Origin of the sequence: Photobacterium indicum (genome assembly GCF_003026215.1) — a bacterium.
Lineage (GTDB): Bacteria > Pseudomonadota > Gammaproteobacteria > Enterobacterales > Vibrionaceae > Photobacterium > Photobacterium indicum.
Genome location: NZ_PYOC01000007.1, coordinates 62,008 through 75,893, shown reverse-complemented (window position 1 = coordinate 75,893; position 13,886 = coordinate 62,008). Strand labels below are relative to the sequence as shown.

Sequence of the window (13,886 nt, the reverse complement as noted above, 5' to 3'; positions counted from 1 at the left end):
AAGATGTGATGCAGATCTCTACTCCCCCCAACCTACGCCTCAAATTATTATTCTAAGGATGGTCTCAATGCTGTGTGATTAATAAATAATCACGATACCCAAGTTACCTCAAGCTGCTCGTTTCAGCGAGAATTTATTGGGATCTAAGCAAGGCGCTGATTTATAGACCTAGTGGTTCTACGTTGAAAATAAGTAACACCGCATAGAGCCCAATAAAACTCGCTCTTCGGGAATGATTCAGCATGTCTACTTCTGTGTCAAATGTGTTTGAAAGGAAATGCCATTCCTACACATATTTTCCTTGAATTAAACACGCTGAGATCACTCTGAATCCTGCATCTTGAGGTGACTTGGATATACACATAATAATAATTCAAGGAGAACATCGTGGTTAAATGGAATATGGAGTTAAAACAGAACGTAAAAACGTGCCTTGCACTTGCCATAGCGGCGTCTTTATCTGCTTGCAGTAGTTCTGGTTCATCGACTTCACCCGATCCATCTTTTGGTAACGTAACGCCTTACGCTTGTAATGTATCAACATCAGCAGAAACTGATGATTTACGTATGTATCAAGTGATGGTTGAAAGCTTTGTAAATGGCGATGACAGTATTGGTCATGGTACTGGTTATGGAACTAGCCATCACAAAGGTGACTTACAAGGCATTATTGATTCACTCGACTATATCCAATCTTTGGGAATGAATGCGGTTTGGTTAACACCTATATTTGATTCTGTTCCTGTAGAAGGGCAGAACCACTGGGCTGACAGGCTGGATGCCACTGGGTATTTTGCAAGTAACTACTTTGCGATAGATCCACGTTTTGGTTCGATGGAAAAAGCGAAAGAACTCGTCGAAGAAGCCCATAAGCGTGGTTTATATGTATTCTTTGATGGTGTATTCGGACACCATAAAGATAACGTTGTCGCATCACCTCAAGGTAATTTACCTCAAGGCGAGAGTAACCCGGTTAGTTACCCTGAAAGTATGGCGTTTTATAAAGAAGTGGCGACATACTGGATAACAGAATTAAAGATTGATGGTTGGCGTTTAGACCAAGCATATCAAGTGCCTACCGATGCATGGACTGAGCTGCGTAAAAGTGTTGATGAAGCCTCGAAATCGGTTACATATGTAAACTCTGATGGCAAAACGGTTAATCCTCTCGGCTACATGGTGGCTGAAATTTGGAATAACGAAAACTACATTAATGAGACAGGCTACGGTTCTGCTGAAAACCCTGCGCTATGTTCTGCGTTCGATTTCCCTGTGCGCTACCGTGTTGTTGAAACATTTGCTGTAAATGAAAACGGCAATGGCGGAAAGGGCGGTGAATGGTTAAATGAAGGTATGTCATTACATAGTCTCTATCCAGCAGATGCTAAACCTAACCTTATGCTAGGTAATCACGATTTGGTTCGTTTTGGTGATTTGCTACAGCGTGGCAATATTGCAGATGTTAATGACGATGAATACTGGCAGCGTCATAAAGCCGCATTGTCTTTCCAAGCTGCATACAGTGGCCCTATTACCTTGTATTACGGTGATGAAATTGGCGATCAAGTCGACGATTTCGCCGGCAAAGCACCAAGTGAAACCTGTGCTATTAATGGCTTGTGTGATGATCATGTTGCACGTTCAACTGCAAAAATAGAGGGTGTTACAACATCGTCTGATAGTTCTCTGAGTGTTAGCCAAAAAGATCTGAAAAAGTATGTGACCAAACTGATGAACCTTCGTGCTGCACACCCTGCATTATCACAAGGTGAACGCGTTAATGTACTGGCTAATGATTCTGTCTATGTTGATTATAAACAGTCTGGTGATGATGTTTTACTGTACATGGTGAGCACGCAATCCCAATCAAATAACATCGAACTGATCGCATCAAAAGTAGGATCAGAAGGTGATTTAGTCGATTTAATTACTGGCGAACGATTTTCTGTTAGTTCAGGTAAGTATCAAATTCCATTAAATGGTTTTGTTGCCCGTTTCTTGAAAGTTGATGTTCCTTCGGCTGTCGGCGCGACAGCAACAAAAGCGGCAGTGATGATGACTGGCGAAGGTTTTATGGCGCAGTGTGATAACCCTACGCTTGATGAAGCAGGACCTGTTAGTAAGACATTGTACGTAGTCGGTGATTTTGCAGATGCAGGCTGGAAGCATAAAGATAACCGTGTTTTCGAATACAAGGGCAATAATACTTACCAAGCCGTTGTCGATGAAAAGGCAGGTGGCTATCGTATGCAGTATGCAAGTAAAGATTGGTCGTCACAATATACTGCTGAAGGCCTAGAATTGAAGCTGGGTGTCGAAAATATTCTTAAAGCTGGTGGCTACGGAAAAGATACCGCAGCAATGTTACCTGAGGCAGGTAAGTACGTTTGGAGTATTCAGTTTACTGATAACGGTTTACCAGAAAACATCATGGTATCTAAGTGCCAGTAAGTCGTAATAGCAACGGTGCTTTAATCATGAAATAACCAAATTAAACAGCTAGATTATATTTTTGCCATTTAATTTATTAATGAAGCATAAGTTCAAAAGGAGCCCTAGCATTGATAATGCATGGGCTCCTTTTTTATTACATATTTTGATAATTTGGCCCGCCGCCACCTTCTGGTGGATGCCAAGTTATATTCTGCGACGGATCCTTTATGTCGCAGGTTTTACAATGTACGCAGTTAGCTGCGTTGATGTGCAGTTTAGGTTTATCATCGACCGTGATGATTTCATAGACGCCTGCGGGGCAATAGCGCTGACTGGGTTCATCATAGCGTGGTAAATGGGTATGAATAGGAATGTTGTTATCGGTGAGTACTAAGTGGCAAGGCTGATTTTCTTCATGTTGTGTGCCTGATAAATATACCGATGACGGCTTATCGAAACTCAGTATACCATCAGGCTTGGGATAGGAAATTGGTTGGCACTGTGCGATATCTTTTAAGCACTCATGATCGGCTTGTTGATCTATTATTGTCCAAGGCGTTTTACGCTCAAAAATAGATGCCCATACATTATGTTCAAAGGTAGCGAGTACACCCCCTAACAAACTACCAAACTTGTGTAACTCTGCCCCAAAATTACGTGATTCTTGTAGCTCTTGATACAGCCAAGACGCTTGAAATAACAAGTCATAGTCCGGCTCGGTTTGAGCATTGCCACATCGTAATTGTTCGAATATAGCATCTGCCGCTAGCATGCCTGATTTCATCGCAGTGTGGCTGCCTTTTATCTTGGCTACATTTAATGTGCCTGCATCACAACCTACTAACAAGCCTCCGGGAAACTGCTGTTTGGGTAAAGATGATAATCCGCCTTTAGAAATAGCCCGCGCACCGTAAGAAATACGCAGTCCACTTTTGAGGTGCTTACTGAAAGCAGGATGTTTTTTTAGTCGCTGGAATTCATCGAAAGGGCTTAGATAAGGGTTACTGTAATTCAAATCAACGATTAACCCAACAGCGATCTGATTGCCGTCTAAATGATAAAGAAAGCCACCGCCAGTCGTATTCGATTCATTTAAAGGCCAACCTGCTGCGTGAATAACATTACCTGCATTAGATTGAGTATTATCTGTAGGCACTTCCCATATTTCTTTTAGCCCCAATGCATAGTGTTGAGGTTGTTTACCGGCCTCTAGCTGATACTTATCGAGCAGCTGTTTACCCAAATTCCCTCGCGATCCTTCAGCGAAGATTGTGTATTTTGCTTTCAGTTCGATACCCGCTTCGAAATTCACTTTAGGGGCGCCATTTTTATCTCGCCCCATATCAGACGTATTAATACCAGTCACAGCGCCAGCTGCGTCGTAATTAATACTGGCAGCGGCAAAACCTGGGAAAATCTCCACACCTAGCATTTCAGCTTGCTGGGCGAGCCAGCGACATAAGTTGGCTAAACTTATTACATGGTTTTTATCTGTGTTATGCATAGGCTGTGGTGTGAGGAAATGTGGAACAATCAGATGATTATGTTGGTTAGTTAGGTAAATGAATTTATCGTCAGTCACTGGTGTAGTGAGTGGGGCGCCCATTGTTGACCATTCAGGGAAGAGTTCATCTAATGCACGGGTTTCAAATAGCGCACCAGAGATAATATGCGCACCGACTTCTGCGCCTTTTTCGACAACACAAATGCTAATGTCTTGTCCTTTTTTATTTGCTTTCTGGTTGAGCTGTGCAAGCTGACAAGCGGCAGCCAAGCCAGCAGGACCTGCGCCAACAATCACAACATCAAATGCCATGTATTCTCTATCCATGCTGTAAACCTGTCCCTACATTACTGACATAACATTAAATATAGTCCAGTTGACGTAAACGTAAATTAAACTAGGCTCAAAAGGTAACCTATCAAAGCGCGGTATACCTGCCAAACAACAATCTTGATAAACAACATTGAAAAACACCGACAGTGATAAATAATAGGATTAAGGCTTACACGAACAGCATCCCAATTTAAAAAGGAAGGCATTGTGAAAGTATTAGTAGCGATTAAACGTGTGATTGACCCTTACGTAAAGGTTAGGGTTAAGAGTGACGGTTCAGGTGTCGAAACCAATAATGTAAAAATGACGATGAACCCCTTTTGTGAAATAGCGGTAGAAGAGGCGGTCAGGCTAAAAGAAGCAGGGCATGCAGAAGAAATTATTGTGGTATCAGTCGGTGATATAAGCTGTCAGGAACAATTGAGAACAGCATTGGCACTGGGCGCCGACCGTGCGATTCATATTGATATGCCATCTTCACCAGAACCTCTCGTTGTGGCTAAATTACTGCGAGCTGTTATGGCGATTGAAGACCCAGGAATTGTATTATTGGGTAAGCAATCTATTGATACAGACAACAATCAAGTGGCGCAAATGCTAGCTGCCATCACGCAGCGCCCTCAAGGCACATTCGCATCAGAAGTGACCGTTGTGTCAGAAGAATTTCCTGTATCTGAAGAGCCTATTGTATCTGAATCGAATGGGCAGAGTAATGCCGTACTTGTTACTCGTGAAATTGATGGTGGTCTTGAAACGGTAAAACTGAATCTACCTGCAATTATCAGTACTGACTTGCGCTTAAATGAACCTCGTTATGCCTCTCTTCCCAATATTATGAAAGCAAAACGAAAACCGTTAGATGTGATAACACCAGATGAGTTAGGTGTGGCTGTTACTCAGCATCAAGAAATACTTGATGTAATGTCACCGCCTGAACGAGCCGCTGGTGTGATGGTTAATAGCGTATCGGATCTGATAGAAAAGCTGAAAAATGAAGCCAAGGTTATAGGAGCGATCTAATGAGCGAGAAAAAATTAGCAACGCTTGTTATTGCAGAGCATGATAATAAATCAGTGTCAGTTGATACATTACGAACCATCAATGCTGCAACAACGATAATGTCTGAAAATAAACAAGTGGATGTCACGGTATTAGTTATTGGCTTTAATTGCGAATCAGTGGTTGAATCAATCCGTCATATTAGTGCGGTTAGTAATGTGCTAGTGGTTAATTCAGATGTTTATCAACACTTATTAGCCGAAAATGTGTCGGCTTTAATTGTTCATGTTTGTAAAGAACATATTGGCAATGACTATTCGCATATATTAGCGCCAGCCACAACCTTTGGTAAAAATATAACGCCACGTGTTGCTGCCTTATTGGATGTGGGGCAGTTGTCGGATGTGATTGCCATAGAATCACCAGACGTTGTTGTTCGTCCTATCTATGCTGGCAATGCGTTAGCAAGAGTGAAATCTAACGACGAAATTAAAGTGATGACGATTCGCAGTACAGCATTTGATGCAATCACCACAAGTGACAGTGTCGCGCCCCCTCAAGCCTTCTGCATTGAAATGAAGCGGTTAGATAATTATATTCCGGCAGAATCGTCCGAATTTGTATCGCAGCAGAAAGTAGTAAGTGCACGACCTGAATTACCAGTGGCTAGCGTTGTTATCTCTGGTGGGCGAGGGTTAGGCAGTAAAGAAAGTTTTGCACTCGTTGAACAGCTTGCAGACAAACTGGGAGGCGCTATTGGTGCTTCACGTGCTGCTGTTGATGCGGGTTTTGTTTCGAATGATTTACAAGTCGGACAAACGGGTAAAATTGTTGCGCCTGATCTTTATATCGCTGTCGGTATCTCTGGTGCTATTCAGCACTTAGCTGGCATGAAAGATTCAAAAGTGATTGTTGCAATCAACAGTGATCCTGAAGCACCTATTTTTCAAATTGCAGATTATGGGCTAGTGGGAGATCTTTTTGAGATCATGCCTGAATTGATTCGCTCAGTATAAGCAGAGAAAAAGCGGCTATATTGCCGCTTTTTATATACCCTGCTTTTTTAAGCTAAACTGTGGCTTGTTGTAAGTGTTCAACCAATGCTTTTATGAAACGCGCGGCTTCGCCTCCCGTACAAGCCCTGTGGTCAAATGTCATCGATAAGGGCATTGCTTTAACCGCTATCGGTTGTCCATTTTTTATGATTACTTTTTCGATTATCCTACCTGCACCCACAATGGCGACTTGAGGCGGTGAAACAACCGGAGTGGCATAAATACCCGCAATCGCACCAAAGTTAGATAACGTTATAGTGGCATGCTGTAGCTGCTCCCGACCAATCCTTCGTTCTCGAATACCTTTCACGGTTTTATCTAACCATTGCCGAACTCCTTTAGGACTATATTCGTCAGCATGGCGTAATACTGGTACATAAAGACCGTGGGCACTATCGACAGCAATACCAACATTAACGGTACTGTGAACACAGCGCGTCATTGTTTCAGCGTCAAACCATGCATTAAGGGCGGGCTCTTGTTGGCAGGCGTTAATAACGGCTTGTATCAAGCGAATAGAAATGTCTTCATTGGCCAACCAATCAGCTAATAAGGCTTCTTCTGTAATGGTAACCGCAGCAACATTATGGTGAGATTCCGCCATCGTGTTAACCATGGTTCGCCTTGCACCTTTCAGTACTTCAGTGCCTGGTAGTTGTTTATCGCATTCATTATAAATATCGGCATCGATAATTAAACCGTCAGGTCCGCTTCCTAGAATACCGTGTAAATCAACGCCTAATCGTTGTGCTAATAATCGTGCAGAGGGCATTGCAGTAATAATATTCTCATGAGTGGTATTTTGATCGCTTCCAACCCAAAAGTCATCGATATCAACGTGATGGCTTTGATGTGAAACATTACCGACCACAGTTGCAGCATCTTCTTTCTTGGCGGCTGTAGTTGATTGCGCAGTTGCGCCTACTTCTTCAATTTCTAGTAATAGGCTGCCTATATTTATAACATCACCTTCTTTACCGTAACGGCTGATGATTTTTCCACTGTAAGGGGCGGGAATATCGACGGTGGCTTTGGCTGTTTCAACGGTAAGAACGATTTGATCAACTTTAACCACGTCACCGGATTTAACATGCCATTCAACAATTTCAGATTCGGCTAGCCCTTCGCCGAGGTCAGGTAGCATAAATGACTTCATTTCCAACCCTCCACTAATTCTCGCGCAGCTATCACAATGTCTTCTTCCTGAATCATGAAAAAATCTTCATTGCGATAATAAGGCATGATGGTATCCATTCCCGTTACTCGTTTCGGTGGTGCTTTTAATAAACACATCGCGTGTTCTGCTGTGCGTGCTAAAATTTCTGCACCTACACCACAGGTTTTGCTCGCTTCATGCACAACAAGCAGGCGGCCTGTTTTTTCTAATGAATGAATAATTGTTGCCATATCGATAGGTTTTATACTCGCGAGATCAATTACTTCAACTTCTATACCTTGTGAAGAAAGAGTGCTCGCTGCCTGTAATGATTCCACAACACATGCCCCCCAAGTGACCAAGGTGAGATCGCGACCTTTGCGCAGCGTGAAACACGTATCTAGGGGTAAGGCTTTACCGTTATCGTTTACATCTGATTTTACGGTTCGATAAATATGTTTCGGTTCAAAAAACATGACGGGGTCATTGCTACGAATAGAGGCAAGTAATAACCCATATGCACGCTGAGGTGACGATGGAATAACGACTTTAAACCCTGGAATATGAGCAAATAAGGCTTCAATACTTTCAGAATGATGTTCTGGTGCGTGTATACCACCACCAAAAGGAGCGCGAAAAACAGCAGGGCAGGTAAGTCGACCTCGTGTTCGATTTCGCATTCGTGCAGCATGACACATAAGGTGTTCCATCGCGGGAAAAACAAAACCTTGAAATTGGAATTCTGCAACGGGTCGTAAGCCTTGTGATGCCATACCAACCGTAACGCCACCAATTAATGCTTCGGCTAATGGCGAGTCAATAACACGCTTGAGACCAAACTTAGCTTTAAGCCCAACCGTTGCGCGAAATACGCCGCCGTTGTCGCCGACATCTTCACCCAATACAACCACTTTGGGGTCATGTTCCATCTCATGATGTAAAGCAAGGTTCACCGCTTCAAGTAACGTCATATCAGCCATGTTTGCCTCCTTGCATGCGCATTGCTTTATTGATTAATTCATCACGTTGTTGATGCAGCTCGGTGTTTAAGGATTCATAAAGAAAATCGAAAGCAGTTTCGGGTGCTTGTACAGGGATGTTTAGATAGCGTTCAACGGCTTGTTCTACCACCTCTTGGCAATGTTCTTGCCATTGTTCATCGTCTCGCTCTGACCATAAGCCTTGACGCATTAGATAGGTTTTTAAACGACTAATAGGCTCGAACCCCCATGCTTCATGAAGTTCATCTTCACTCCGGTAGCGACTCGCGTCATCAGCGGTAGTATGGTCGCCTAATCGGTAACTGATGGCTTCAATTAACGTTGCTCCTTTTCCTTTTCGTGCGCGATCTAAACTAATTTGTACCGCATCAAACATCGCGACGATGTCATTACCATCAACCGTTAACCCTGGAATACCAGCGCCTTTGGCTTTTTCTGATAAGAAATCAGCACCACATTGAAGGCGTCGTGGTACAGAGATTGCCCATTGGTTATTATTCACGACAAAAACCAGTGGAATATTCCACGTACCTGCACAGTTGATTGATTCGAGGAAGTCACCTTTTGATGTGGCGCCATCACCACAGGTGACCAATGCAGCCTTGTGACCACCTTCAATTTTTAATGCGGATGCAACACCCACTGCATGGGTACATTGTGTGGCGATAGGAACGCAAAAGGGCAAGTCTCGGCAATGTGAATGATTGGGTGAATGGGCTGGTGATTGCGCTATGCTGTTGGGTGCTGTGCTATTAGGTGCATTGCTAGATGCTTGATCGTTTGTAACACTGAAATCACTGCCTCTTTCATCCCCCCCCCAATATTGCAGGTTTTTTTCCATCGCAATACCACGCGCCCACATTGCTGGCATATCACGGTAGTAAGGGATGAACACATCATCGGCTCGTAAAGCACGCCCAATCGCAATGCCAATGGCTTCTGCGCCAAGGTGAGAGGGGTAAGTCCCTAACTTACCGGTACGTTGAAGGGCTACCGCTTTATTATCATAAGTTCGGGTTAATACCATGTCGCAGTAAAACCCTTTCAATATTGATTGATCAGCCCAAGCTGGAAGCTGGCTAACGAGGTTACCATGGTGGTCTATGAATCGATGCATGGGTAATGCCTGAACATTCATCTCAAGCTCCTTCTGATGCTACGCTTCAGCAGAAGGCAGCAAATAACGTATAAACGCCAAAGGTGATACCGTGAATTATGTGGCTTTAGCATCGCTATTCATGGTTATTATCTGAAGTTCTGTTCTGGGTATGTTCTTAGCGATACATGATCTTGCTGTTAACACCACTCTATCTAGTGAAAAATCTTGGCATAACCAGATATGTTAAGTGTAACTAAGATGTTAAATCCTGCTCGCGATTATGATAATGTTATCAGTAAACTAAAGCGTACAGTCAGTGGAAACAGACGAAAGTATGGATTTTTAAAACGGTGGACCGCAGTTGTTGAAAACAATCACTGCTATTTAACCTAATTTCGCAAGATTATGATGTTGAGATTTAGGCTAATAACGAGTGAAATATTGATAATATCGCTGTGTTTACGATTAGAAGTACTTATTATTTAAATATCGAGATCATCACGTATTCGAATAAACCGTGCAAATCGTGGAATGCCACTGTTTGTTACGCCATTATATCGAAAGAGAATGGTTGTACCGACCGCGGGGGGATTTTCACGATCAAAATCTTTAAAGCCAGATCCAATTTTAAACGTAATGTCATCTGGTGTGACTACCCATAAAGCGCCCATCTTATTGTCGAATTTACCATTACCTTCTGTGTAACCAATAACAGTTGCTTCTGCATCTTGATAGGATTTGAGTTTTAATAATTGATCACTTCGCCCAGGGTGATAGCCATTATGGCGATGGTGTAGCATTAACCCTTCACCGTTGCTCTCATCTAACAGTTTTAGCTGCATTTCTAATGCTGTTATATCTGTCACGACTTTTTGCTGCACAATACTGACGTGTGCAATCTGAGTCAAATTAATGTCGTTAAGTAATTGCTGGTAGCGATGTTCAAAAGGTGCAGAGTTCGAGGGGAGGTCAAATACCATAAATTTAATAGAACGCCACTCATCGTCATTTGGTTTGTGATCTAATACTGTTTGGGCAACTTGCTGAAATTTCCCTCTTGCTATCCACAATTCGCCATCCAAAGCGGTATTGGGTAATGAGCCAGTAAACCAATTGGGTGCATGAATGTTTTTGCCACTACGTGTCAGTAAGGCTTTGCCATTCCAATACGCACGTATACCGTCTAATTTCTCACTGACTAAGTATTCGGTAATATCTTCGCGTGTTTTGAGTGTGGGTGAATCGAGGAAATTGGCTTGATCAAAGTGCTTCGCTTGCATCAGTGTATTTGAATTCGCATTGTGCGAGTAAAAAGGATTAAATACGGTCGACGTTAATGCGATAGCGATTGATAGCTTAGAAAGTTTCAAACTGACTTCTCCGTTCACCTAATAGAATTGGTTGTACTAATGTGCGCCAGTAACGGTATGCGAGAACGAGAAGAGGAGTAAAATATTCTGTGTATTAATCAACAGTGTTTGCGGTAGAGCTGGCAATGTTAGATTTAACATTTTCATTTCTAGCGCAAACAATGTGAGGCCTATTTAATGCTGGTTTTATCAGTAGTTGGGTATGATCGTTAAAGGCGAACGTTTTTGCTCAATAATAACTGTAAGCCTAGCCCGACCATTACACAGCCCGTTAAAGATTGAAGCCATTGATTTGTTTTTGGCTTTGCTAACCAGCTTTTTGCTCGCTCTATGACGAAGGCTAATGATGATTGCCATACCATTGCCAAAATAAAATGGATGCCAGCAAGAATGAAAGATTGTGAAATGGCAGAACCTTCAGGGTTAATAAATTGAGGCAAAAAAGCGAGATAAAAAATAGCGGTTTTAGGGTTTAACACATTTGAAAGAAAGCCTTCAGAAAAAGAGCGCTTCATATTGAATTGATTGTCACTTATTTGATTTGACACAATCCCTAAAGAACCAGCTTTCCAGCCGCTTCGTAAGCTACATATACCAAGGTAGATAAGGTATGCCGCACCAATAATTTTAACCGTTTGAAATAACCACGCAGATTGTACCAAGATAAAGGATATACCCACGGCAGAAAGCGTTGCATGCACAAATAAGCCGCTGCAAATACCAAAGCTACTGGTTACACCATCTTTCCAGCCACCTCGGCTGGTATTTCGGATCACAAGTACAGTATCTAACCCTGGTGTAATCGTAAGTATTGAGATCGCGACAACAAATGTCATCCATTCTGTTATTGGCATCGTTCTATCCTTTTAACTTGTCTCTTTCAATAAACGGTTATGTGTACGTTAATGTAAACATGATAATTTGCACATTATCAGCAGAATGAATGAATGTCTTTTATTTTGTATGTCTAGCATAATCATTTGAGGCAAGTTGAGCACATTGATAAAACGCCAGTGCTTGCTGGTGATCTGCGACAAATGACAGGTTTATTTCAATTCCATCGATAGCAACTAGGGTCTTATAACCGTTATTTTCAAAACGATTCATGAAGTCTTGAGCACTGTTCTGCTCTGAACCAATCGCTGTCGAGTAGATCGTTATATCATCATTAACCACTTTATAAAGTGCATGCTTAATCATGTATTGATTCTTTTCTAGTGACTCATCTTGATGTAAAGAGAGTTGAGTCAATAAACCTGAAGAGGGGGATTCTTGCGGAATACCATGATAGATATGCGCTTGATGCGGCATTTCAGAGCTTGCAGTAAAAACCAATACAATATCATTTTGATGCCTTTCTTCATTGATCGTTAAGCGACAATGAGTGTTATCTTGTTCGTAAGTCGAGTTCTCAAGCAGAGGTGTTGAGAAGGCAGATACCGTTAAAAAAATTAATTCAGTAATCATAACATTGCCTTAGCTGCTTTGTTGTTTGTTGATATTAATTGGGATATATCAGTATTATCGATTTGATAATCATGACTATTTGAAGATAGCCAGTGTGAGGTAGGCTAAATGTCTCAGACGGTGGAACTATTACTTATGAGACATTAGGGTTTAAATGATTTTAAAAAACCTGAACAATTAATTAGCACTTAGCTCCGATTTACATTGTTTTACAGAGATTTGAGATATTATTATGACATAAAGGTATCATCTTACTGATAGTATTAGAGTTATCATATGGATATATACCGTAATACTTATAGGTATGTAATTCTAAATAATTCAAGAGGAAGAAAACAATATGTCAACTAACGTGGGATCGACAAACATGATGTCATCATGGAAAGTGGCATTAGTGCTTGGTATTGTATTGGGCTTTGTTTTGGCTACTGCTGTTTGGAATCGTAATCCAGGCCCAACGAAAGCCGAGTACGATATCCTGACTCAAAAAAATGTAGAATTACAGCAACAAAAAGAGGCTCAACAAACACAATTTGAGCAATTGGAAACAAAAAAATCATTAGAACTTGAGCAAGTTATCGCTCAGTTAGAGCAAAAAAATACCGAAATGGCACAGCAAAAAGCTGATTATGAAGCCCAAATTGCTGAACTAAATAAAAAGCAAAAGAAGCTATCCGTTACTCAGAAAAAACTGGATACCAAAGTGGTTGAGCTTAAAACAACGGCTAAAAAGCAACAAGTTGTTCTCACTAACTCGAAAGAGCTTTATCAACAACAATTACAATTACAAAAACAAGTCGTTACTGCAAAATCAGATGTTGATAAAGCAAAGGCTACAGCTAAAAAATTCAAACAAGCTTGTGATGAATTTAAATCAGGCACCAGTTGGAATTGGGTATCGCAAGCCGATTGTGATAAATATGAAAAAAAGCTTGATCTTGTTGATGCAGAGGAAGCAAAAGTCACTGCGCTTGAGGCTGAGCTAGAGCAACTAAATTCTAAAATTGAGATAGATTTACCTAAGTAATCGTCTTGTGTATCACTAATTTTTCAAGCGGGTAAGGTTGAAATATACTTACCCGTTTTTGTATTTGTAATTTCGTTTCAATGGAATAGAGATCAATAGAGAAAGGAAGAATGCCACGATGGGAAGCCTACTAACTGATATACCTTCCACTTTACCCACCGAAATTTTTCAAGACCTTGTTAAAACCGATAGCGTTAGGATTGAACGTATTATTTCGAAAGGGCACAGTACCCTCGATTCCGACTGGTATGATCAAACAGAAAACGAGTGGGTGCTGGTTGTGAAAGGAGAAGCCAAAATTCTCTTCGAAAAAGGAATGAAAGAGCAACACCTAAAAGAAGGTGACTACGTGAATATTCCAGCCCATCAACGTCATAAAGTGAGTTGGACACATCCAGCAGAAGAAACAATCTGGCTAGCTGTTTTTTACTCTTAACTTTAG

At 41.6% G+C, this 13,886-nt stretch carries 12 protein-coding genes; 5 read left to right on the top strand and 7 right to left on the bottom strand.

What is annotated here, in order from left to right:
• Positions 1-402 precede the first annotated feature (402 nt).
• Positions 403-2,451 (top strand): alpha-amylase family glycosyl hydrolase, encoded by a 2,049-nt coding sequence (locus C9J47_RS17830; RefSeq protein ID WP_170107541.1) that lies wholly within the window; start codon positions 403-405, stop codon positions 2,449-2,451.
• A gap of 136 nt (positions 2,452-2,587) precedes the next feature.
• On the opposite strand, the gene C9J47_RS17825 is transcribed toward C9J47_RS17830, so the two are convergent.
• Positions 2,588-4,264, bottom strand: coding sequence for an electron transfer flavoprotein-ubiquinone oxidoreductase (locus tag C9J47_RS17825; protein ID WP_107254700.1), 1,677 nt, complete (start codon positions 4,262-4,264; stop codon positions 2,588-2,590).
• A 213-nt stretch (positions 4,265-4,477) separates the two neighbouring features.
• On the opposite strand from C9J47_RS17825, the gene C9J47_RS17820 reads away from it, so the two are divergent.
• Both C9J47_RS17820 and C9J47_RS17815 read left to right on the top strand, forming a co-directional pair.
• Positions 4,478-5,290 (top strand): electron transfer flavoprotein subunit beta/FixA family protein, encoded by an 813-nt coding sequence (locus tag C9J47_RS17820; protein ID WP_107254699.1) that lies wholly within the window; start codon positions 4,478-4,480, stop codon positions 5,288-5,290.
• The gene (locus C9J47_RS17815; protein ID WP_107254698.1) at positions 5,290-6,285 is read left to right on the top strand and encodes an electron transfer flavoprotein subunit alpha/FixB family protein; all 996 of its coding nucleotides are present in this window, start codon (positions 5,290-5,292) and stop codon (positions 6,283-6,285) included. The genes C9J47_RS17820 and C9J47_RS17815 overlap by 1 nt, the downstream gene beginning before the upstream one ends.
• Positions 6,286-6,337: 52 nt before the next feature.
• Here the strand turns inward: C9J47_RS17815 and C9J47_RS17810 are convergent, their stop codons facing one another.
• The 6 genes from C9J47_RS17810 to C9J47_RS17785 form a co-directional block, all read right to left on the bottom strand.
• Positions 6,338-7,480, bottom strand: a complete 1,143-nt coding sequence (locus C9J47_RS17810; RefSeq protein WP_170107536.1) for a dihydrolipoamide acetyltransferase family protein — start codon at positions 7,478-7,480, stop codon at positions 6,338-6,340.
• Positions 7,477-8,460, bottom strand: coding sequence for an alpha-ketoacid dehydrogenase subunit beta (locus C9J47_RS17805; protein ID WP_107254696.1), 984 nt, complete (start codon positions 8,458-8,460; stop codon positions 7,477-7,479). Before C9J47_RS17805 ends, C9J47_RS17810 begins: the two co-directional genes overlap by 4 nt.
• Entirely contained in the window at positions 8,453-9,619 is a 1,167-nt protein-coding gene (gene pdhA / locus C9J47_RS17800) for a pyruvate dehydrogenase (acetyl-transferring) E1 component subunit alpha (protein WP_107254695.1), read from the bottom strand. The genes C9J47_RS17805 and pdhA overlap by 8 nt, the downstream gene beginning before the upstream one ends.
• A gap of 443 nt (positions 9,620-10,062) precedes the next feature.
• Positions 10,063-10,950 (bottom strand): DNA ligase, encoded by an 888-nt coding sequence (locus C9J47_RS17795; RefSeq protein WP_107254694.1) that lies wholly within the window; start codon positions 10,948-10,950, stop codon positions 10,063-10,065.
• A gap of 209 nt (positions 10,951-11,159) precedes the next feature.
• A complete protein-coding gene (locus tag C9J47_RS17790; protein ID WP_107254693.1) occupies positions 11,160-11,804 on the bottom strand; it encodes a LysE family translocator in 645 nt (214 codons plus the stop codon).
• Positions 11,805-11,904: 100 nt separating this feature from the next.
• A complete protein-coding gene (locus tag C9J47_RS17785; protein WP_107254692.1) occupies positions 11,905-12,417 on the bottom strand; it encodes an RNA-dependent RNA polymerase family protein in 513 nt (170 codons plus the stop codon).
• A gap of 340 nt (positions 12,418-12,757) precedes the next feature.
• On the opposite strand from C9J47_RS17785, the gene C9J47_RS17780 reads away from it, so the two are divergent.
• Positions 12,758-13,444: a chromosome segregation ATPase gene (locus C9J47_RS17780; RefSeq protein WP_107254691.1), complete on the top strand. Its 687-nt coding sequence runs from the start codon at positions 12,758-12,760 to the stop codon at positions 13,442-13,444.
• Positions 13,445-13,562: 118 nt separating this feature from the next.
• Complete coding sequence (locus C9J47_RS17775) at positions 13,563-13,880, top strand: cupin domain-containing protein (RefSeq protein ID WP_107254690.1); 318 nt, start codon at positions 13,563-13,565, stop codon at positions 13,878-13,880.
• Positions 13,881-13,886: the final 6 nt, after the last annotated feature.